This is a genomic window from Flavobacterium sp. LC2016-01, assembly GCF_009711135.1.
Taxonomy (GTDB): Bacteria; Bacteroidota; Bacteroidia; order Flavobacteriales; family Flavobacteriaceae; genus Flavobacterium.
On record NZ_WMIC01000001.1, the window covers coordinates 748,536 to 771,808 of the forward strand.

Below are 23,273 nucleotides of genomic sequence, written 5' to 3' on the forward strand. Positions count from 1 at the left end.
AAAAAACACATGAACTTATTCAACGTTTACCCATTATACGACATAACTCCAGTAAAAGCAATTGACTGTACAATTACAGACGACAAAGGAGTAGAATATTTAGATTTATACAGCGGACATGGTGTGATTTCTATCGGACACACACAGCCGGATTATGTAGAAAAATTAAAAAATCAATTAGATAATTTAGGATTTTATTCGAATGCAATTCAGAATCCTTTGCAGGTGGAATTGGCTCAGAAATTAGGAAAACTTTCTGGTTTAGAAGATTACGAATTGTTTTTGTGCAGTTCTGGTGCTGAAGCCAATGAAAATGCTTTAAAATTAGCGTCTTTCCATAACGGAAAATCTAGAGTTGTCGCTTTTGATAATTCTTTCCACGGAAGAACTTCTGCAGCTGTTGCCGTTACAGACAATAAGAAAATCGTTGCACCAATTAATGCACAGCAAGTCGTTACTTTTTTACCCTTAAACCAAATCGAATTAGTTGAAGCTGAATTAGCTAAAGGCGATGTTACAGCAGTAATTATCGAAGGAATTCAAGGAGTTGGAGGTTTAGATCAAGGAACAACCGAATTTTTTCAGGCTTTAGAAAAAGCATGTAAAAAACACGATGTTGTTTTGATTTTAGATGAAGTGCAATCAGGATACGGAAGAAGCGGGAAATTCTTTGCATTCCAACATCACGGAATTAATGCTGATATTATCTCCGTTGCAAAAGGAATGGGAAATGGATTTCCAGTTGGAGCTATTTTAATTTCTCCAAAATTTGAAGCAAGTTTCGGATTATTAGGAACAACTTTCGGTGGAAGCCATTTATCTTGTGCAGCAGGAATCGCAGTTTTAGATGTTATTGAAAAACTGGATTTGCAGAAAAATGTAAATGAAGTTTATGCATATTTCTTAGAAAAAATCAAAGAAGTTGACGGAATTAAACAAGTAAAAGGAAAAGGATTAATGCTTGGAGTTGAGTTTGATTTTGATGTAGCAGCTTTAAGAAAGAAACTAATCATCGAAAAACACATTTTTACAGGAAGTGCAAACAATAAAAATCTGTTAAGAATTTTACCACCGCTAACAGTGAAAAAATCTGATATTGATACGTTTGTAAAAGCTTTGAAAGAAAGTTTAGAAGAGCTTAAAAACTAAGTTTACTATAATGTTAATTCGTTTAATCGTTTAACCAGTTAAACGATTAAACGAATTAACGATTAACCAGTTAAACGAATTAACCAATTAAACCAAAAAAATGAATCCATTATCAATTGAAAAACGCAATCTGGTTTTGCGGTCTATGGCAAAGCTGGTCGAGCAGGAGCGGAATCAGATTATCTTGACCAATCAGGAAGATCTTGCTGATTACGATGGGTCAGATTTAGCGATGGAAGAACGCCTCAAAGTAGATGATAAAAAAGTTGACGAAATGATTTTATCATTAAACCAATTGGCGTCTCAGGAAGATCCGGTTGGTGTTGAGCGTTTTCATTTTACTCATGATAATGGAATAAAAGTTATAAATAAGACTGCTGCTTTCGGAACGATTTTAATTATTTACGAATCTCGACCAGATGTTACAATTGAAGCTGGCGGCATCGCTTTTAAATCTGGAAATAAGATTTTATTAAAAGGCGGAAAAGAATCGTTAAAATCAAATTTGAAAATCGTAAGTCTTTGGCATAAAGCTTTAGAAGAAAATGGAGTTTCGAAAGACTGGGTGGAATATCTGAATTATAACAGAACAGAAACTCAGGCTTTTCTAGAAAAACCAACTCAAAAAGTCGATTTAATAGTTCCAAGAGGTGGAGAAAAATTAATTGAGTTTGTAAAAGCGCATGCAACTTGTCCCGTAATCATAAGCGGACGCGGAAACAATTTCGTTTACGTTCACGAAAAAGCAGACACTGATTTGGCTTTAAAAGTAATTTTAAATGCTAAAACAGCTAAAATATCGGCTTGTAATGCTTTGGATAAAGTTTTAATAGATTCTAAACTGCCCAATTTTGAAGGCTTCACAGCAATGCTGATTGAAGCTTTAATAGAAGCAAAAGTAGAAGTTATTGTGGATCAATCTTTAGCAAATTTCGAAAATACCAAAACACTTCAAAACGAAGATATTTGGTACGAAGAATTTCTGGATTATAAAATTGTTATTGGAACCATCGATTCTCAGGAAAATGCCATCGAAATGATCAATAAATATTGTGGAGGACATTCTGCAGCCATTATTACCAGAGATAGCGAAGTTGCACAGCAGTTTATGGAAGCGATAGATGCAGCTGCAGTGTACCAAAATGCTTCAACCCGCTTCACTGACGGCGGACAATTTGGTTTAGGCGGAGAATTAGCAATAAGCACCGATAAATTGCATCAAAGAGGTCCAATCGGCCTTCAGCATCTGGTGACGAACAAATGGTACGTTTACGGAGAAGGACAGATTAGATAGTTAGACTTTCTTAGATTGTTAGACTTCTTAGAATTTTAGATTGATGATTAACGATTTTTAATTTCAGATTATTGGAATTTGGATTTTGAAAATTGGAATTTATTTAAAGATATAGCTTTGCGAACTTAGCGTTTGTAAACACGAGCAATATAAAAAAACCTTGCGCCCTTTGCGGTTAAAAAAGATAACATGTCAAAAAAAAGGATTTTATTAAAAATAGGAAGTAATACTTTAACCAAGGAAACCAATCATATTTCGCGGGGAAAGATTGAAGACCTGGGAATACAGATTGCGGCTTTAAACGACGAATATGAGTTTATCATAGTGAGTTCAGGAGCAATTGCGGCAGCAAAACAATTTGTAAAACTGGATAATCAGGATAAAGATGTTTTCGTGAAACAGGCTTTGGCCTCTATCGGACAGCCCCATTTAATGCGGATTTACAATGAAAATTTTAAGGATTTAGGTTTAAATACTTCGCAGTGTTTACTTTCTTATTCTGATTTCGAAAAAGAGCAGACCAAAAAGAACATTGTCAATACCATTAATGTATTAGTTAAAAATAATTACATTCCGATTATCAATGAAAATGATACCGTTGCCACAGATGAGATTCGGTTTGGTGATAATGATAAATTAGCGGCTTTAACAGCGGTTCTATTAAATGTTGATATTCTGATCATTGCTACCAATACAAACGGAATCTATACGAAAGATTCGATTCACGATGAAATTCCGGAAACAATTAAACTGGTAAACGATTTAAAAGTTTTAGAAAAAGAAATAGGTGAATCAAAATCATCACACGGAACAGGAGGAATGCAATCCAAAATTGAAGCAGCTGGAATAGCAAAAGCAGCCAATATCGAAACCTGGATTGTAAATGGATTAAATGATAATTTTATTTTAAAGGCATTAAAAAACGAAATTCCGTTTACGAAAATAATCTAAATGAGTCAATTAGAAAATTAGTTAATTAGATAATGCACAATTATCCAATTTTCTAATTATCACATTATCTAAATTAATTAAAAAAGACATGAATTATATTTCAATAAAAGATATCGACTCATTATCAAAATGGGTAAAAAGTGCGATTAAAATCAAAAAGAATCCGCTTAAAAATCAAAGTTTAGGAAAGAACAAAACCTTAGGAATGTTATTCTTCAATCCAAGTTTAAGAACGCGTTTGAGTACTCAAAAAGCGGCTTTAAATTTAGGAATGAACGTTATGGTAATGAATTTTACCAACGAAGGATGGACTTTAGAATTTGAAGACGGAGCAGTAATGAATTCTGGTGCTTCAGAACATATTAAGGAAGCGGCAGAAGTCGTTTCACAATACTGTGATATTATCGCTATTCGTGCTTTCGCAGGTTTGGTTGACAAAGAAAAAGATTATGCGGAAACCGTTATTTCAGGATTTTTGAAATATGCAACGGTGCCAATTGTAAACATGGAAAGTGCCGTTCGTCATCCGATGCAGTCGTTGGCAGACGCGATTACGATGGAAGAACACAAAACAAAACACAAACCAAAAGTGGTACTTTCGTGGGCGCCGCATCCAAAAGCATTGCCTCAGGCTGTGGCCAATTCTTTCGTAGAAATGATGCAGATGCAAAAAGATATGGATTTTGTAATTACACATCCTGAAGGTTACGAATTAAGCCCAGAAATCACAAAAGACTGCAAAATCGAATACGATCAAAACAAAGCTTTCGAAAATGCCGATTTCGTTTACGTAAAAAACTGGAGCAACTTCAACGATTATGGAAAAGTAACCAACAGCGATCCAAATTGGACCGTTACAGCCGAAAAAATGGCGCTAACCAACAATGGAAAATTCATGCACTGTCTTCCAGTTCGTCGTAACGTAATTGTAAGCGATGAAGTTCTAGACGGAGAAAATTCAATCGTAATCGAACAGGCGAATAACAGAACGTATTCAGCACAATTAGTTTTACAGAAGATTTTGAAAAAAATATAAATTTTTTAAAGTTGCTAAGATTCTAAGCTACTAAGATGCTAAGAAACTTTGCGCAAAAACTTAGTATCTTAGAATCTCAGAACCTTAGAATCTTATGAAGAAAGTTACCGTAATAAAAATAGGTGGAAACATCATCGATAATCCAGCAGAGTTAGAACAATTCTTAACCGATTTTTCTAAAATTGAAGGCTATAAAGTTTTAGTTCACGGCGGTGGAAAATCAGCTACAAAGATGGCGCAGAGTATTGGTTTAGTTCCGCAGATGATTGACGGACGCCGCATTACAGATGCTCCAATGCTTGACGTTGTGGTCATGATTTATGCAGGACAAATCAACAAACATGTTGTAGCACAATTGCAGGCAAAAGACAACAATGCAATTGGTTTTTCTGGAGCTGACGGAAATTTGATTCAGTCAACAAAAAGAAATCACCCGACAATCGATTATGGTTTTGTAGGCGATGTAAAGCAAGTTAACACCAAATTACTGGCAACTTTATTAGAAGCTGGAGTTGTTCCTGTTTTCTGCGCGATTACACACGATAAAAACGGACAATTGTTAAACACAAATGCAGATACAATTGCAAGCGAATTATCAATTGCATTATCTGAAGTTTTTGATGTGACGCTGACGTATTGTTTTGAAAAACAAGGCGTTTTGCAAGATTCAGAAGACGATTCATCTGTAATAACAGCAATAAACGAAGCATTATACCATAAACTAAAAGAAGAAAAAGTAATCCATTCTGGAATGATTCCAAAACTGGATAACTGTTTCAATAGTTTATCAAGAGGCGTACAGAAAATCAAAATTGGACATCATAAAATGCTTCAAAATCCAGATGTTCTGCATACAACGATTACATTATAAAAAATGTTGCCACGAATTGACACTTATTTTCTCTGTTAAAAGAGAAAATAATTTTAGACGTACATTAAAAAGTTTATTTTGATTTTAAATTTGAGATAAAAAAATAATTTGTGAAATACGTGCAATTAGTGGCAAAAAAAGAGAGCTGTGCAGTACTTTTAAATTTTAATTTTAGAAATTTGCGCAAATAAAAAATGTCACATTTAATTAAAAAACTTTGTGACTTCGAGCCTTCGTGGCAAAGAAACCATAACTATGAAAAATATTGCAGCGCTTACCCAAGAAGCAATTAGTTTATTAAAAAGCCTAATCGAAACCCCTTCATTTTCAAGTGAAGAAGACCAAACGGCTCTGTTAATCGAAAATTGGTTCAATCAAAACGAGATTCCTTTCAAAAGAGAAAACAACAATGTGTGGGCTTTCAACAAATATTTCGACGAAAATAAGCCAACACTTTTGCTAAACTCACATCACGATACCGTAAGACCTAATCAGGCTTACACCAACGACCCGTTTAAAGCGATTGAAAAAGACGGTAAATTATTCGGATTAGGAAGTAATGATGCTGGAGGATGTCTGGTTTCATTATTAGCAACGTTTGTTCATTTTTACGAAAATCAAAATTTGTCACATAATATTGTTATTGTGGCTTCCGCCGAAGAAGAAAGCAGTGGGAAAAATGGTTTAAACAGCGTTTTACAACATTTACCAGAACTAGATTGCGCTATTGTAGGCGAACCAACATTAATGCAATTAGCCGTTGCCGAAAAAGGTTTATTGGTTTTAGATGTAAAAGTAAAAGGAACCGCAAGCCACGCCGCGCACCAAAATGATGATAATGCCTTATACAAATCAATTCCGGTAATGGAATGGTTTAAAAACTATAAATTCGACAAAATTTCAGACGTTTTAGGTCCTGTAAAAATGACCGTAACGCAGATTAATGCGGGAAAACAGCATAATGTCGTGCCGTCAGAATGTGATTTGGTAGTAGATATTCGTGTAACAGACCGTTATACAAATGCTGAAATTTTGGAAGTGGTTAAAGCCAATGTAAACGCAGAAGTAACGCCAAGATCTATGCATTTAAATGCATCGTCTATTCCCGTTGCGCACGGTTTGGTTCAGGCCGGAATTGCTTTAGGAAGAACAACATACGGATCGCCAACACTTTCAGATCAATCAGTTTTAAGCTGTCAGTCTTTGAAATTAGGGCCAGGAGAAACGTTACGTTCGCATTCAGCAGACGAATTTATTTTTGTAAATGAAATTGAAGAAGGAGTCGATTTGTATATCAAAATACTAAGCGATTTCTTTAAATTATAAAAAAGAAAAACCGCCACGAATTCACGAATTGTTTTTTTATTATTTAAACGAAATATTAATTCGAATTAATTCAAAAAAAATAATCGCAAAGATTCGAAAAAAATAATTCGTGAATTCGTGGCGAAAAAAAACATGACCTATGAAACTTTGGGAAAAAGGAATACCAACAGATAAACAAATCGAGCAATTCACCGTTGGAAATGACCGTGAACTGGATTTAGTTTTAGCAAAATATGATGCTTTAGGTTCAATCGCGCACGCCAAAATGTTAGGGCAAATTGGATTATTAACTTCAGAAGAAACTACTTCTTTGGTTGAAGCCCTAAACGAAATCATCGCTGATATCGTAGTTGGAAATTTCGAAATCGAAGACAGTTTCGAAGACGTACATTCTAAAATCGAATATCTTTTAACAGTAAAACTAGGCGATGCAGGAAAGAAAATCCACACCGCTCGTTCTCGTAACGATCAGGTTTTAGTGGATGTTCATTTGTATTTAAAAGACGAATTAAAAGCGATAAAAGAACAGGTAAAAACATTGTTTGACTTGTTAATGGAATCGGCAGAAAAGCATCAAAATGTATTATTGCCAGGTTATACGCACTTGCAAATCGCCATGCCATCTTCATTCGGAATGTGGTTTTCTGCTTACGCTGAAAGTTTGATTGATGATATTACGATGTTAAATGCAGCTTCTAAAATTGTAGATCAGAATCCGTTAGGATCAGCTGCAGGTTACGGAAGTTCATTCCCAATCAACAGAACATTTACAACACAGGAGTTAGGTTTCGAAACCTTAAAATACAATGCTGTTGCTGCACAAATGAGCCGTGGAAAAGCAGAAAAAACAGTAGCTTTTGCGATGACAAGTGTGGCTGGAACGTTATCAAAATTCGCCATGGACGTTTGTTTGTATATGAGCCAAAACTTTGATTTTATTGGCTTGCCTGCACATCTTACAACAGGTTCAAGCATTATGCCTCATAAAAAGAACCCAGATGTTTTCGAATTAATCAGAGGAAAATGCAATAAGATTCAGGCGCTTCCATACGAAATCACTTTAATTACCAATAATCTTCCAAGCGGTTATCACAGAGATTTACAGCTTTTAAAAGAAGGATTGTTTCCGGCAATTCAAACCTTAAAATCTTGTCTGGATATTGCGATTTTCTCTGTAAAAGATATTACCGTAAAAGATAATATTTTAAAAGATAAAAAATACGATTACTTGTTTACAGTTGATACTTTAAATGAAATGGTTGTTGAAGGAATGCCGTTTAGAGATGCATACAAGGCCGTTGCTGAACAATTGGAAGCAGGAACATATAAATCGCCAAAAGAAACAAAACACACACATGAAGGCAGTATTAATAATTTATGCCTTGATGCTATTAAAGACAAAATGAAAGCAGTTTTTTAAAAAGAATTGCTAAAATTTAAAAACCGATTTGTATCAAATACAAATCGGTTTTTTTATGAATTTAATTTTTGATGATCTTAAAAGTTTTTGTTCTGTTTTCAATTTGAATTTTACAGACATAAGTTCCTTTTGCAAGATTTCCCAGATTTAATTCCAGCTTTTCATCAGGAGTGATGCTTTTTGATTTTGTAAATACTTTTGCTCCATTCGAAGAAAACACATTTATAGAAGCCGTTCCATTTTCTGAACTTGAAAATTTGATATTTAAAATGCTGTCTATAACGGTCGGATAATAGTCAAGATTTACGTCTGGACTTTTTTTTTCACCCAGTCCTAAATTTGTACAACTTGAAGATATTTTTCCATCTGCACCAACCAAAAGCGTTGCACCGGCTCCACAAGAGGTATTAGTAATATAACCAGCAACATCAGCAGCAGGAATTGTGGTGTAGCTATAAGAAGGTTTTGCAACAGCATCACCATAATCTGCTGAAGCTTTTAAAGAATTGACAAACGTGATTCCAACAGTTCCACCATCGGTACTGATGTAGTTTTTAAAAGCGGTTCCAATTTTAGCGAAGTCAGTTCCTTCAACGTAACAAGTCGAATTTTTATCACCTCCGCCTAAACCAATTGCTAAAGAACCTGAAACTGAAGTATTGTAATAACAATTTAAAATATGAAGTTCGGCATTTCTGCCTCTTGGCATTCTTTCCTTGCATCCTTCTGCCCAATAACAGTTTTTAAAAGTAATGCTGTAATGGCCGTCAGCAGGTGCATCGCTTTTATTTGAACCCACTAGATTGGTAAATCGGTGATCATCGGCTCCGCCAGAACCGCCAGATTTTGGAGCTTTTAAATAAGTAAACTTCGTCCAAGAAATAGTCACATTGTCTGCTGCGCCTTTGTTGTCGAAGTTGCCGTCCATGCCGTCTTGAAATTCGCAGTGATCAACCCATAAATTTGTCGCTTCGGAAGTAAGGTTATCATGGCCGTCAACGTCGTAAGCACCAGGGCCTTCGAATATTAAATTTCGGATTATAATATTATTTGATCCCGGTTTTATACTTAAAATTCCAGAGCCTGCAGCGGTTTGATCCGTGCTCACTAATCTTGCTCCCGGGAGGCCAATAATGGTTTTGTCGTTAATCAATAAACTGGTGTACGTAAAATTTATGGTTCCCGAAACTAAAATAACCTGTGGAGTGGTTAATTTGAGTTTTGCAGTCAAATCGGCATAAGTTGAAACGGTTACAGGAGTAGCATTTCCACCGCCGGTTGCATTGGCGCCAAATCCTTCAGGTGATGTCATAAAATAGTTTTGTGCCGAAATAAGATTCACACTAGCTATTAGAAATAATACAATTAATTTTGATTTCATTTTTTGTGGTTTGTTAAGGTGGTTTCGTATTGCAAATATATAATAAAATGTAATCGATTACATAAATGTAATTAATTAAAATTTAAACTGTTTTTTTGTTTAGAGAATTCAAGTTCGTGGTAAATTAGGTGTCTTTTATAATAAAGGGAAGATCTTGTTTTTAGCGAGATTATTTTTACAAGTATAATTTTATTGAATCAAAAAAACACTATTTTTGAAATGTACTTTTATATAACTGCCCATGAATAAGTTTGACAGCGAGAATACAAAACAGCTTCTGGATAAGAAGCTGATTACTGAAAATCAATATGAGGAAATAACTGCCTATCGTGGGCTGACTATTTTTTCCTTAAATGCAGAGTTGAAGTTTTTCCTGTATTTATCTGTTTTGCTTTTCACCTCGGGAATTGGAGTATTGATCTATAAAAATATAGATAGTATTGGCCATATTGCAATTCTTTCCCTTCTTTTAATTGTAATTGCTGTCTGCTTTTATTACTGTTTTAAAAACGCTAAAGGTTTTCAAAAAACAGAAACAACTTTTGATCATCCTGTTTTAGAATATTTAGTATTAGCAGCTAATATTCTTACCTGTATTTTTATCGGCTATCTTCAGTTTCAATACAAACCTTTTGGAGAGCATTATGGGTTAGCCACTTTGGTGCCGACAATAGTGAGTTTCTTCTGTGCTTATTATTTTGATAATAAAAGTGTCTTAACGATTGCTGTGACAGGATTGGCGGCTTATGTCGGACTTTCTGTAACGCCTCAGGATTTATTAAAAAACAATGATTTTTATTCCAGTGAGAGTTTGAGTTATTGTGCAGTTATGCTTGGAGTTGTACTGATTCTATGGACAATTTACAGTAACCGAATTTCCCTTAAAACTCATTTTAGTTTAATCTTTTTGACCTTTGCTTTGCATATAATAAGTATTGCAGCAATAAGTAATTTATTGCATCATGATATTTTAATTTGGATGATTTTTGCGTGTGTTTTAGCGTGTTCAACTTTTTATTTTTATAAAATTAGTTACCAATTTAAGGCAATGTCTCTCTACGTTTTTATGATTGTTTACGGTTATATTGGCGCTAATATATTTTTGGCAAGGCTTTTTGAGAATGTTGATTTCTCTGATATTTGGGAATTATTTGTCTTTTTATTACCAATTTATTTTATAGGGTCAATCGTAATGTTCATTAAATTAATTAAAAACTTTCATAAACAAATTGCAGAATGATAGTGTACGATACAAAAATGTTAGATAATGAAATTTTGGTCGATGAAGCTGCTGCCTTATGCAAAGGCGGTTTTATAAGTAATGAACAAAAGAAATTTATAAAAAAGGAATTGCCTGTATTTAAAAGCCAGGATAATATTCTAGTTAGAATTGGATTCTTTTTGTTAGGCAGTTTTTTATATGGTTCGATTTGCGGTGCTATTTCTATTTTTGGAATGCATGCCGAGAATGCTTATTTTAATATATGCTGTTATATTTTTGCTGCTATTGGTTTTGCAGGTTCAGAATTGCTGGCAAAACAAAATTATCATAATCATGGATTAGATGATGCATTTATCTTAGGTGCCATTTTAAATATTGGATTTGCTATCGGAATTACTACCGACGGCTACGAGTCTGTTATAGCTTTTTTTATGGCAACAGCCTCAATCTATATGTTTTTAAGATACCTGCATTTGCTTTCAATGCTGGTTTTTTGTTTTTCAATTACCGCGTTTTTATTCTTTCAAATGTTTGAATTTGGTGAAATTGGAAAAGCTGTTTTACCATTCACAGCGATGATTTTTGCAGTGATTTGTTATTTTTTGACCAAGAAATTGATAAATAAATTAACCAAAAGTTATTATTATAACGGGCTTTTATTAGCGAATAGTTTTTGTCTGATATTGTTTTATCTATCCTGTAATTATTTGGTGGTAAGAGAACTTTCGGCTTCACTTTTGGGAACTGAAGTAAAACCAGGAACAGATATTCCATTTGCGTTTTTCTTTTATGCCTTTACTTTTATTGTTCCAATTATTTATTTAGTGCAAGCTTTAAGAGTTAAAGATAGAATTATGCTTTGGATCAGCTTTTTAGCAATTGGATTTTCTATTTATACAATTCGATTTTATTATGCGGTATTGCCAATTGAAGTAGCGTTGACTCTTGGCGGACTTGTACTATTCGCAATAGCGTATTTTTCAATTAAAAAATTAAAAGAAAAAGAAAGCGGTTTAACCTTTAAACCAGATAGAATAAATCATTCAGATGCACTTTTAAACGCAGAAGCTTTGGTTGTAGCTTCAACTTTTGGAATGAAGCCAGAAGTAAAACCACAAGATTCGCCAATGGAATTTGGAGGCGGAGGTTTTAGCGGAGGCGGATCAGAAGGAAATTTTTAGTAATTATAAATTGTTAATTATGAATTATAAATGTAAAATGTGAGATGCATAGTTTTACACTCGCATCTCACATTTTACAATAAATCATTTTGGAACAAAATAATTTACACTTTGCTTTTCAACGCTTCAGCATCAATATCGCTGTGTGAAACATCGTAAACAGCTTTTCCATCTTTAATTAAAATTAATTGTGGAGATTCGTGATAAACACCAAATCGATTCGCAATTTCGTTTGAAATATCACGATGCGCGATTAAATCTAAAAAATAAGCATCAACAACTTCTTCAAGATCAAATTCTCTTTCAAATTGTTTCAGCGCCATTCGGCTGATACTGCATCTTGTGCTGTGCTTAAAAATCACAACTGGTTTTTCCTTAGAGATCGCTTCAATTTCCATTAATTGAAGAATATCTGTTAATTCTGTCCAGTTCATTTTACTTTTTGGAGCTTCTGAGTTCTCTGAACTTCCGAAGATTGAATTAAAAAAACTCATATTTGGCTTGTTTTATGACTTTTTGACAGCTAAATCTGATAAAAATCATGATTTTCAGGTCATTTTGTCTTTGTTTTTACTGTGGAATATAATTTGTCTATTCGATTACAAAGTTAGATTATTTGAGTTAAAAATGTAGCTCTATAAATCGTAACTTTAATCTTATTGAATATCAAACAATTAAAATCAATCAAATCGAAAAAATATGAATATTAACAAATTTACTATTAAATCGCAGGAAGCCATTCAGTTGTCGCAACAATTAGCACAGCGAAATGGCCAGCAGCAAATTGAAAATGAACACATTTTCAAAGCAATTTTTGAAGTTGATGAAAACGTAGCGCCGTTTATTTTAAAAAAATTAAATGTAAATGTGCCATTGTTTTTGCAAATTTTAGACAGTACAATTCAGAGTTTTCCAAAAGTTTCAGGAGGTGATATTTTGCTTTCCAGAGATGCAAATAAAGCTTTAAACGAAGCGGAGATTATCGCTCAGAAAATGAATGACGAATACGTTTCGATCGAGCATTTAATTCTAGCAATTTTTGACTCAAAAAGTAAAGTTTCTCAGATCTTAAAAGATCAGGGCGTTACCGGAAAAGGTCTGAAAGCAGCTATAGAAGAATTACGTAAAGGCGAAAGAGTAACATCAACTTCAGCTGAAGAAACATACAATTCTCTAAACAAATACGCTAAAAACCTGAATGAATTAGCACGTACAGGAAAATTGGACCCTGTTATTGGCCGTGATGAAGAAATTCGACGTGTATTGCAGATTTTGACTCGTAGAACAAAAAATAATCCAATGTTAATTGGTGAACCTGGAGTTGGTAAAACAGCAATTGCAGAAGGTTTAGCGCACAGAATTGTGGATGGAGACGTTCCAGAAAACTTAAAAGATAAAATCGTTTTCTCATTAGATATGGGAGCTTTGATTGCTGGAGCGAAATTCAAAGGAGAATTTGAAGAGCGTTTAAAATCGGTTGTAAAAGAAGTAACATCTGCAGAAGGAGATATTGTACTTTTTATTGATGAGATTCACACGCTTGTAGGTGCGGGTGGAGGTGAAGGCGCAATGGATGCTGCTAATATCCTGAAACCAGCTTTGGCTCGTGGTGAGTTAAGAGCAATTGGTGCTACAACTTTAGATGAATATCAAAAATATTTTGAAAAAGATAAAGCGCTTGAAAGACGTTTTCAAAAGGTTCTAATCGACGAACCTGATACTGAAAGTGCGATTTCAATTTTGCGTGGAATCAAAGAAAAGTACGAAACGCATCATAAAGTTCAGATCAAAGACGAAGCGATTATTGCGGCTGTTGAACTTTCACAACGTTATATTACAAACCGTTTTTTACCAGATAAAGCGATCGATTTAATGGACGAAGCGGCTTCAAAACTGCGTATGGAAATCAATTCAAAACCGGAGGAATTAGATGTTTTGGATCGTAAAATCATGCAGCTGGAAATCGAGATTGAAGCTATTAAACGTGAGAATGAAGAAAGCAAGCTGAAAATCCTTCGAATGGATTTGGCGAACGTAAAAGAAGAACGCAACGAAATCTACGCAAGATGGAAATCTGAAAAAGATATCGTTGACGGAATTCAGGCTGTAAAACTAGAAATAGAAGACTTTAAATACGAAGCAGAACGTGCAGAGCGTGATGGTGATTATGGAAAAGTTGCCGAAATTCGTTACGGAAAAATAAAAGAAGCGCAGGAACGTCAAGACGCTTTGCAAAAACAACTGCAGGAATTCCAATCGGGTAATTCTTTAATTAAAGAAGAAGTAACTAGAGAAGATATTGCAGAAGTTGTAGCAAAATGGACAGGAATTCCGGTTATGAAAATGCTTCAGACAGAAAGAGAAAAACTATTGCATTTGGAAGATGAATTGCACAAACGTGTAGTTGGTCAGGAAGAAGCAATTGAAGCGGTGAGTGATGCTGTTCGCAGAAGCCGTGCTGGTTTACAGGATATGAAAAAACCAGTTGGAACATTCTTATTCTTAGGAACAACAGGAGTGGGTAAAACCGAATTAGCAAAAGCTTTGGCCGAATATCTTTTTGATGATGAAAATGCCATGACGCGTATCGATATGAGTGAATACCAAGAACGCCACAGTGTGAGCCGTTTAGTTGGTGCGCCTCCAGGATATGTAGGTTACGATGAAGGCGGTCAATTGACTGAAGCCGTTCGCAGAAAACCATATTCTGTTATTTTGTTAGACGAAATCGAAAAAGCGCATCCAGATACGTTCAATATTTTGTTGCAGGTTCTTGATGAAGGCCGATTGACAGACAACAAAGGTCGTCTTGCCGATTTCAAAAACACAATTATCATCATGACTTCTAATATGGGAAGCCAGATTATTCAGGAAAAATTTGAAAATCTAAAAGGTGGAGTAGAAGCAGCAACAGAAGCGGCCAAAACAGAAGTTTTAGGATTATTAAAACAAACTGTCCGTCCGGAATTTATAAACCGTATTGACGAAATCGTGATGTTTACACCGCTTACTGTGGAAAATATTTCAAGAATTGTGAGCCTTCAATTGAAGAGCGTTACAAAAATGCTGGCGCTTCAAGGCATTACAATGGATGCAACTCCAGAAGCAATTGCTTATTTGTCAGACAAAGGATATGATCCTCAATTTGGAGCAAGACCAGTAAAACGTGTGGTTCAGAGAGAAGTACTTAATCAGTTGTCAAAAGAAATTCTGGCTGGAAATATAACTACAGACAGCATTATTTTAATTGATGCCTTTGATGGAAATCTGGTTTTCAGAAATCAGACACACAACCACACAGCAGAATAAATTTCTAAATATTTTAATGTTCAAAAAACACCAGTCAGAAATGATTTGGTGTTTTTTTGTTTCCATCTATAAATATTGAAACTTTTTTTAAAAGTATTATAAATAAAATCTAAACTATAATTCTCAAATTTACAGTAACTTAAAATCAAAAAACGATGAACAATATTTTTAGAGGATTAATCGCAGGATATGGCGCAAAAAAGTTAGGTGGAGGTTGTTTCAGTACAATACTTATTTTTGTAATAATATGGGCGTTATTAGGACAATGCCATTAGAATTAAATCCAATTTTCAGCTAAGAAATTAGGATAAAAAGTGTTAGATTCGCACAACTAAAAATTAAAAGAATAAAACAGAATGGCATCAGGGTTTTTTGTACTATTAGATGATATCGCAGCAATTATGGACGATGTTGCAGTAATGAGTAAAGTTGCAGCTAAAAAAACAGCTGGAATCTTAGGAGACGATTTGGCTGTAAATGCCGAAAAAGCCTCTGGATTTGCATCATCTAGAGAACTTCCTGTATTGTGGGCAATCAGCAAAGGATCTTTATTGAATAAAATCATTATTTTGCCAATTGCATTTCTTTTAAGTGCTTTTTTTCCCATAGCAATTATGGTAATTCTGGTTCTTGGGGGATTATTTTTAGCTTATGAAGGAGCCGAAAAAATATATGAATTTATTTTTCCGCATTCACACGAAGAATCAGAAGGAATTACAAATGAAACTTTTACCGAAGAAGAAATTTTAGAAGCCGAAAAAGGAAAAATTAAATCAGCAATTTTAACCGATTTTATTCTGTCTGTCGAAATCGTAATCATTGCGCTGGGAACTGTAATCGGAAAACCTATTTCACAGCAAATAATAGTAGTTTCAATCATCGCAGTAATTGCTACAATTGGCGTTTATGGCATCGTTGCACTTATTGTCCGTATGGATGAAGCAGGTTTTAAACTAATACAGATCAGTAAAAAAGAAAACGGAATTCTAAAATTTGTTGGAAATATTTTAGTTCAGGCGCTTCCAAAAGTTATCAAAGCTTTAACCGTAATCGGGACAATTGCTTTGATTTTAGTGGCTGGAGGATTATTTGTACATAATATTGAATTTTTCCACCATTTACTGCCTAATTTTCCATCGATAATAAAAGAGTTCGCAATCGGACTTATTCTAGGTTTTGTTGTTTTAGGAATCGTAAATCTGTTCAAAAAAATATTTAAAAAGAAAGAACCAGCAGTTTAGTTATTGCATTCAAAAATATAAAAACACCAGTCTCGAGGCTGGTGTTTTTTTTTTGCAGCAGAAATATCTTTTTTCAAAACAACTTATGTCCCGCTATCCACTATATCTTTTATGGTGAACCCCACCATAAAAGGATGTCGTTGCTATCGGGGCTAAGCGAGAAATTTATATTTTCATAAGAAATATAGGTCTTTTTTAAAAATATTTTCAAAGAATAAGCTTTTGATTTACAATTGTTTGAGTTTTTAATAAAACTATTTAACATTTCGCCCAAGCAACCTTTGCAACTATGCCGCATCTTCATAGTAATTAACAATTAATTATTATTTTATATGAAAAGGTTTAGATTAAAATCAGTTTTAGTAGTATTATTTTTATCAACTGTATTAATTTCTTGCAGCAACGACGATGACAACGCAGAATCGACAGTTAAAACAAAAACGGCATTTGTTACTAAAATTGAAGGTCCTGCAACAGGAAAAGTAAACGACGAATTGAGTTATGACGTTACGTATTTAGTAGATAATGCTTGTGGAGAATTCGATAAAATTGCTGAAACTACAATTGGCGAAACAAAAGGATTACAAGTTGTAGCAAAATATCCATCTGAATTGTGCACACAACAAGTTCCAGATCCTAAAAAGACAGTTTACAAATTCAAAGCAACTGCAAAAGGAACTATCGAAATTAAATTCAGAAAATCAGAAACTGAATTCCTTACTCAAAAAGTAGTGATCGAATAACAACCTTCTTAGTTGATATTTTTTTAGGTTGAAAGCCATTTTGCAAAAGTTTAAATTTTAAATTGATGTGAAATGGTTTTTGTTTTGATTCATTGCATTGCTTCTTCTGTGTTATATAAAAGTTATAGACTTTGCCAATCCTTTAAAAAGTATTATTTTTGCACTCTAAATTTTATGTCATGCCGAAAAGAAAATATAAAATATCGGTTATTCAGTTAAATCTGAATGATGTTGCCGAAAACAATTTAAAAAAATGTATCAGTTGGGTAAGAGATGCTGCAAGCCAAGGTGCTGAAGTTATTTTGCTTCCTGAATTATATAGCAGCCATTATTTCTGCCAAAGTGAAGATGTTGACAATTTTGCATTAGCAGAACCTTTGTACAGCACTTCGTTTATAGCTTTCAGCGAATTGGCAAAAGAACTAGGAGTAGTAATCATTGTTCCTTTCTTCGAAAAAAGAATGGCTGGAATTTACCATAACAGTGCTTATATCATCGATACAGATGGAACAGAAGCTGGTTTATACCGTAAAATGCATATTCCAGACGATCCACATTTTTATGAAAAATTCTATTTTACGCCAGGTGATTTAGGTTTTCAGGCAATAGAAACTAAAAAAGGAACTGTTGGAACTTTAATTTGCTGGGATCAATGGTATCCAGAAGCGGCACGTATAACAGCTTTAAAAGGAGCAGAAGTTTTATTCTATCCAACAGCAATTGGATGGCATCCAAAAGAAAAAGAACAATACGGAGAAAACCAATATGGAGCTTGGATGAACGTAATGAAAGGTCATGCAGTAGCAAATGGCGTTTTCGTTGCAGCAGCAAACCGAATTGGTCTTGAAAAATATCTTGAAGGAACTGAGGGAATTCAATTTTGGGGAGCATCGTTTATTGCTGGACCACAAGGAGAAATTTTAGCTCAGGCTTCACACGATAAAGAAGAAATCTTAATTGCTGAAGTTGATTTAGATTTACAGGAAAATGTTCGTCAAAATTGGCCATTCTTTAGAGATAGAAGAATTGATGCTTTTGGAGATATTACAAAAAGAGCAATAGATAGATAATTAAATTTTATCTTAAATAAATTAAAAAGGCGAGTTCAAATTGATGAACTCGCCTTTTTAATTTTAAGATTACTTAGCTTCGAATATATACTAGTTATAGTAAAATGCTCGTGTAAATGTTTTATTGGTAGGAAAATGATTTTTAAGTTGGTTTTTTCAGAGCCAATAAGAATTTATGATTGTGCTTTAATTGCAAGAGCAAATGATAATCATTTTAGGTTTTACTATAAAAAAAAAATAAAGGGCAGTTTCAGAATTTTTCCGAAACCGCCCTTTTTAATTTGTGTTGTAAAGATTATTTCACTCTGAAAGAAACTCTTCTCACGATTTGACGTGCTTCTTTAGAATCTTTGTTAACAGATGTATCTTCTCCGTTAGCAACTACATTAAGTCTTGAAGCATCAATTCCAGCGCTTACAATTATGCTTTTAACAGCCTCAGCTCTTTTTCTAGATAATTCAAGGTTATATTCAGTATTTCCAATTTCGTCAGCATATCCAATAATATCAGCTGATTTGCTTGGGTTGTTTTTCAAGTATTTTACTAAGAAATCTACACCAGATAATGAAGTATATGTTGGTTTAGATGAATTAGAGTCGAAATATGTATTTACGTAACCTCCGTTAATTAAATCTTCAAGAGTGCTGTTTGGTACAGTTTTTCCGTTTTGTCCGTATGTTTTTTCTAGATAGCTTTCTAATTCGTCAGGAACACCATTTTTGTTGTTATCAATTGATTGTCCTTTTGTATTTACAGCAACACCTGTAATAGAGTTAGGCTCTAAATCGTAAAAATCAGCTACACCATCTTTATCGCTATCTAAAAGACCGCTTTCAATTGTAGCAACTCTTTGCTCTAGAGAATTGTATTTAGTATCTACTTCAGCAGCCCAGTCAGCATGCTTTTCGCTTTTACCTAAATAAACAGTTAAACCTAAAGATGCGTTAAATAAGATTCCGTCAATAGTAGCAACTCTTGCATTACTCATTCCATCCCAGCTTTGGTTTTGTGAAGCGTGAATAATTCCTGAAAGATCTCCAGTTAAAGCTACACGATTGCTTAGTCTAACCTGTGCAGTTAAACCTGCAATTCCATTTACTAGATAGTCGTCTTGATCGTAACCGTCTTTCGAATTAAATTTAGAAATTCCAAAACCACCATGTGCTAATAAACCAATACTATTTGTCCAAGTTTCAAAATTTAAAACTCTTCCTAAGTTTATAACTCCTTGTAGGTCAGTTCTTAAGTAAGTAGTTTCGAAATTAGGAGTATTATTGCGTTCTTGAAATTTATCGTAACCAAAATCTAATTTCAAACCAAATTTTGTATTAAACATATATCTTGCACCTAAGTCAGCGTGAAAAAAGTTTACTGTTTCAGTAGAGTAACCTTTAGTAAATGTTCTAATTGGCTTATTTGCTCCTCCATTAACTTCAATAGACCATTTATTATAAGTTTCTGTCGCAGGAGACTTTTCTGAGGTACTAGCATTTTGCGCATTTGCTGCAAATGATAGACCTAAAAGTAAGATAGATGCTAATTTTTGTTTCATCGTATTAAATTTATAATTATAATTATATTTAGTTTAAAGTCGGTGCAAAAATAAGAAGTTGAAGCAAATAATAGCTTTAAAAAAAAGTAATATATTTTCTTTTTTTTTGTAGTTTTTAACGTAAATAAGTTAAAATTAGGTAGATAGCTTAAAAAAAAAAGAAAAAAATGTTAATTTTTTTCTTTTTTTACGCTTTTATTGGTAAGAATAATATTTCTTTTTTTACATAAGTGTGCTAGCGATAGGTGTTTATTCGCTGCATATAATTAATAAAATTCGATTAAAAAGATCTTTTTTAAGAAGATAATGAACCAATTTTCCCAGAACTGTCACTTTTTTTTAAAGGTTTTAAAAATACAAAAAATCTCAATTTTAATCATTTTAGGTATAAACGAAACAAAGGTTTTTTTATTGTTTTCTGTGTGAAAAAATATCTGAAAAAGGCGATAGCAATTATTTTAAATTTAGGATCAAAAAAAAGCGATTTCAAGATTTTTGAAACCGCTTTTTTAAAATATTTTTATGAAGTTTATTTCACTTGGAAAGTAACTCTTCTCACGATTTGACGTGCTTCTTTAGAATTTTTGTTAACCGAAGTGTCTTCTCCGTTAGCAATTACATTCAGTCTAGAAGCATCGATTCCAGCATTTATAGCTACTTTTTTCACCGCTTCAGCTCTTTTTCTTGATAATTCAGTGTTGTAGTTTGAACTTCCAATTTCATCCGCATAACCAATAATATCTGCTGATTTTCCCGGATTGTTTTTCAAATATTTCACTAAGAAATCAACTCCAGACAATGAAGCATTCGTAGGTTTAGCCGAATTAAAATCGAAATAAACATTAACATAACCTCCGTTGATCAATTCTTCAACTGTATTGTTTGTAGCAGTTCCAGCACCTTTCTTTTCGTAAGTTTTGTCTAAGTAGCTTTCCAGCTCATCAGGTACACCATTTTGATTGGTATCAATAGATTGACCTTTTGTGTTAACAGCGACGCCTGCAATACTATTTGGCTCTAAATCATATAAATCAGCAACACCATCTTTGTCAGTGTCTAAAAGTCCAGTTTCAACTAAGTCCACTCTTTTTTCAAGCTCACTGATTCTGTCTTCTTCGCCAACCCAGTCAGCATGTTTTTCATTTTTACCTAAGTAGAAAGTCAGACCAACTGAAGCATTTAATAAAACTCCGTCTAATGAACCGGTAGTTGTATTTCCCATTCCATCAAAGTTCCAGTTTTGTCTTCCGTTTACAATTCCGGTAAGGTCACCAGTCAAAGCAACTCTATTGCTTAATTTGATTTGTCCCGTTAAACCAAGAATTCCATGTCCCATATAATCCTGACCTCCTGGGCCGGTTTCAGTGCTGATTTGAGAAACCCCAAAACCTCCGTGTGCTAAAACGCCAATGGTATTGGTCCAAGTTTCAAAATTCAAAGCGCGTCCAATATTTACAACACCTTGGATACTTGCTCTTACGTATCTGCTTTCAAAATCAGGTGTGTTGTCACGTTCTTTAAACTGATCGTAACCAACATCTAACTTAACACCAAACTTTGGACTAAACATATATCGAACACCCAAATCAGCATGAAACGGATTTAATGTTGAAGTAGAATAACCTGACGTCATTGCTCGCATTGGTTTGTTAACTCCGCCATTTAATTCTAAAGACCATTTGTTGTATTGTGATTGATCAACAGTTGGGGCGGTAGTGGTCGTCATATTTTGGGCGCTTACAGAAAACGCTGCTATTAAAAAGGACAGGGAAAATAATTTCTTTTTCATGATATTCAAATTTAGTTTGGTTTTCATTTTAAACTCATGACAAAATTATGCGGTGGATTTTAGAATGTGTTCTATTTGCTGTTACATAATTTCCACCTTTTGGCTTTTTATTATGTAAAATCGTTAACGAAATCAAAATTATGAAGCAAAAAAAAGGACAAAATTTATATTTTGTCCTTTTCTTCTTTATTAAAGTAAAATCTATTTTAAGTCTGGCTGATAGATTTTTATGCTTCCGTCACCTTCGCTGCTTACTACTAATAAACTTCTTTTAGTAGGGCTTTTTGAAGCAGGAATAAACAAAACTCCTTCTGGGGCATCTCCTGTTTTTACAGTTTGTAAATATTGAGGTGAAGTAGGATTTGTTACGTCATAAGTCATAAAAGCATCAGATCTTTCAAGGCCTACAAATAAAATGTTTTGATTTCCCATTTTAGCAACTACAACAGCTTCTGGTTCAGAACCTTTATCATCGCTTCGTTTGTCATCGTAAGTTCCTAATTCATTTGTTTTTTTATCAACATCATTTTTGCTGTCAAAAACAATTTTTCCTGTATTTCCATTCCAAATTGAGAAAGATCTTGCACCAAAACTTACCATTTCGTCTAAATCTCCGTCACCGTCAGTATCTCCCATATCGGCAACAAGATTTAATCGGCCTAAACTAGGATCTAGTTTTAAAGCAGCTGCATCTGGGAAAATTGTTGCATCAAGTTTAAAGCTTTTCATTCTCTTAATATCTGTGTTCGCTGTATATTCTCTTGCATCGCCTTCATTTGCAGTAACAAAATAAGGAATGTTATTAGAAGTAAAATGACTAATTGCATCTGGCATATACATTCCTTTTACTTTCCACGGATTGAAAGCAATTTTGTCATCAAGGTCACTCACATCAATAGCGTTTTCTGCAGTATTATAATCTTTTAGACCTAAAGGATAAATTGCTGTAATAGTTTTAGAAGTTAAATCAACTTTTGCAACGCCGTTATTTTCTTGTAAAGTTACCCAAGCAGTTTTTGAATCATCAGAAATAGTAATGTATTCTGGTTCAATATCCTGAGCAAAGCTTTTAGCAACTTTAGAAATTCTGAAACCGTCTTTTGCTAAAGTTGCAGCCTGACCGCTGAAAGAACTGAAATCTAATGTTGTCACCGCATAAGTGCTTGTTTCGATAATCGAAATTGTTCCGTTTGGATCTTGAGAATAGTCGGTATTTGGTTCGCCTTCATTAGCAGTCATGATAAATTTTCCGTCAGCAGAAAAAGTGATCATATCTGGCAAAGCACCAACAGTAACTTGTTTTATTAAGCTATAATCTGATGTGTTGAAAACTACTACTTTTCCGTTTCCTTGTTTGTTAACAGTTGATTCTAAGGCAACAGCCAATTTTCCGTCAAAAACCGAAACACTGTTTGCAGCGCCTTCGTAAGCAGTTAAATCAATTTTACCAATTTTAGTTGGTTTTGTTGGGTCAGCAATATCAATAATATCAATTTGATTTACACCACTGTTGTTTACTGTAAAAAGTCTTTTCGTTTTTTCGCAGTAAGCCGAAATCTCAGCCGCCGCTTCTCCGCCAATAGTGATCGAACCAATTTCTTTAAAAGTTCCCGGATTTTCATTTACAGTAACTTCAGGTTCATTGTTTGAATTTTCATCGTTATTACAGCTCGTCATAATTAGTAAAGCTGTTAATAATGAGATAGTTAATTTTTTCATTTTAATAGTTTTTAGTTCT

The 23,273-nt window shown here is 33.9% G+C and carries 18 protein-coding genes; 13 read left to right on the forward strand and 5 right to left on the reverse strand.

Annotated elements, in window-relative coordinates; translation table 11 throughout:
* The first annotated feature begins 9 nt into the window (after positions 1 to 9).
* The 7 genes from GKZ88_RS03370 (at position 10) to argH (ending at position 8,047) form a co-directional block, all read left to right on the forward strand.
* Positions 10 to 1,149 (forward strand): aminotransferase class III-fold pyridoxal phosphate-dependent enzyme, encoded by a 1,140-nt coding sequence (locus GKZ88_RS03370; RefSeq protein WP_155100980.1) that lies wholly within the window; start codon positions 10 to 12, stop codon positions 1,147 to 1,149.
* A gap of 100 nt (positions 1,150 to 1,249) precedes the next feature.
* On the forward strand, positions 1,250 to 2,443 hold the full coding sequence (locus GKZ88_RS03375; RefSeq protein WP_155100981.1) for a glutamate-5-semialdehyde dehydrogenase: 1,194 nt from the start codon (positions 1,250 to 1,252) through the stop codon (positions 2,441 to 2,443).
* Between the two features lie 189 nt (positions 2,444 to 2,632).
* Entirely contained in the window at positions 2,633 to 3,394 is a 762-nt protein-coding gene (gene proB / locus GKZ88_RS03380; protein ID WP_155100982.1) for a glutamate 5-kinase, read from the forward strand.
* A gap of 88 nt (positions 3,395 to 3,482) precedes the next feature.
* Entirely contained in the window at positions 3,483 to 4,430 is a 948-nt protein-coding gene (locus GKZ88_RS03385; RefSeq protein ID WP_155100983.1) for an N-acetylornithine carbamoyltransferase, read from the forward strand.
* A gap of 94 nt (positions 4,431 to 4,524) precedes the next feature.
* Positions 4,525 to 5,301, forward strand: a complete 777-nt coding sequence (gene argB, locus GKZ88_RS03390; protein WP_155100984.1) for an acetylglutamate kinase — start codon at positions 4,525 to 4,527, stop codon at positions 5,299 to 5,301.
* A gap of 255 nt (positions 5,302 to 5,556) precedes the next feature.
* Entirely contained in the window at positions 5,557 to 6,627 is a 1,071-nt protein-coding gene (locus GKZ88_RS03395; RefSeq protein WP_155100985.1) for a M20 family metallo-hydrolase, read from the forward strand.
* Between the two features lie 139 nt (positions 6,628 to 6,766).
* Positions 6,767 to 8,047: an argininosuccinate lyase gene (gene argH / locus GKZ88_RS03400; protein WP_155100986.1), complete on the forward strand. Its 1,281-nt coding sequence runs from the start codon at positions 6,767 to 6,769 to the stop codon at positions 8,045 to 8,047.
* A gap of 61 nt (positions 8,048 to 8,108) precedes the next feature.
* Here argH and GKZ88_RS03405 read toward each other — a convergent pair whose 3' ends face one another.
* Positions 8,109 to 9,428: a T9SS type A sorting domain-containing protein gene (locus GKZ88_RS03405; protein ID WP_155100987.1), complete on the reverse strand. Its 1,320-nt coding sequence runs from the start codon at positions 9,426 to 9,428 to the stop codon at positions 8,109 to 8,111.
* A 241-nt stretch (positions 9,429 to 9,669) separates the two neighbouring features.
* Between GKZ88_RS03405 and GKZ88_RS03410 the strand changes: the two genes are divergently transcribed.
* Positions 9,670 to 10,668 (forward strand): DUF2157 domain-containing protein, encoded by a 999-nt coding sequence (locus GKZ88_RS03410; RefSeq protein ID WP_155100988.1) that lies wholly within the window; start codon positions 9,670 to 9,672, stop codon positions 10,666 to 10,668.
* Entirely contained in the window at positions 10,665 to 11,831 is a 1,167-nt protein-coding gene (locus GKZ88_RS03415; RefSeq protein WP_155100989.1) for a hypothetical protein, read from the forward strand. The genes GKZ88_RS03410 and GKZ88_RS03415 overlap by 4 nt, the downstream gene beginning before the upstream one ends.
* Positions 11,832 to 11,935: 104 nt before the next feature.
* On the opposite strand, the gene ytxJ is transcribed toward GKZ88_RS03415, so the two are convergent.
* Positions 11,936 to 12,325 carry a bacillithiol system redox-active protein YtxJ gene (ytxJ, locus tag GKZ88_RS03420; RefSeq protein WP_155100990.1) on the reverse strand — a complete coding sequence of 130 codons (390 nt, stop codon included), beginning with the start codon at positions 12,323 to 12,325 and terminating at the stop codon, positions 11,936 to 11,938.
* A 205-nt stretch (positions 12,326 to 12,530) separates the two neighbouring features.
* Between ytxJ and clpB the strand changes: the two genes are divergently transcribed.
* The 4 genes from clpB (at position 12,531) to GKZ88_RS03440 (ending at position 18,194) form a co-directional block, all read left to right on the forward strand.
* Complete coding sequence (gene clpB, locus GKZ88_RS03425) at positions 12,531 to 15,140, forward strand: ATP-dependent chaperone ClpB (protein ID WP_155100991.1); 2,610 nt, start codon at positions 12,531 to 12,533, stop codon at positions 15,138 to 15,140.
* A gap of 356 nt (positions 15,141 to 15,496) precedes the next feature.
* On the forward strand, positions 15,497 to 16,381 hold the full coding sequence (locus GKZ88_RS03430; protein WP_155100992.1) for a DUF808 domain-containing protein: 885 nt from the start codon (positions 15,497 to 15,499) through the stop codon (positions 16,379 to 16,381).
* 332 nt (positions 16,382 to 16,713) lie between these two features.
* Positions 16,714 to 17,124 carry a hypothetical protein gene (locus GKZ88_RS03435; protein WP_155100993.1) on the forward strand — a complete coding sequence of 137 codons (411 nt, stop codon included), beginning with the start codon at positions 16,714 to 16,716 and terminating at the stop codon, positions 17,122 to 17,124.
* Positions 17,125 to 17,303: 179 nt separating this feature from the next.
* On the forward strand, positions 17,304 to 18,194 hold the full coding sequence (locus GKZ88_RS03440) for a carbon-nitrogen hydrolase (protein WP_155100994.1): 891 nt from the start codon (positions 17,304 to 17,306) through the stop codon (positions 18,192 to 18,194).
* 295 nt (positions 18,195 to 18,489) lie between these two features.
* Here GKZ88_RS03440 and GKZ88_RS03445 read toward each other — a convergent pair whose 3' ends face one another.
* The 3 genes from GKZ88_RS03445 to GKZ88_RS03455 form a co-directional block, all read right to left on the reverse strand.
* Entirely contained in the window at positions 18,490 to 19,746 is a 1,257-nt protein-coding gene (locus GKZ88_RS03445) for an OmpA family protein (protein ID WP_155100995.1), read from the reverse strand.
* A gap of 529 nt (positions 19,747 to 20,275) precedes the next feature.
* Positions 20,276 to 21,535, reverse strand: a complete 1,260-nt coding sequence (locus GKZ88_RS03450; protein ID WP_155100996.1) for an OmpA family protein — start codon at positions 21,533 to 21,535, stop codon at positions 20,276 to 20,278.
* 201 nt (positions 21,536 to 21,736) lie between these two features.
* Positions 21,737 to 23,254 (reverse strand): choice-of-anchor I family protein, encoded by a 1,518-nt coding sequence (locus GKZ88_RS03455; RefSeq protein WP_155100997.1) that lies wholly within the window; start codon positions 23,252 to 23,254, stop codon positions 21,737 to 21,739.
* Between the last annotated feature and the right edge of the window lie 19 nt (positions 23,255 to 23,273).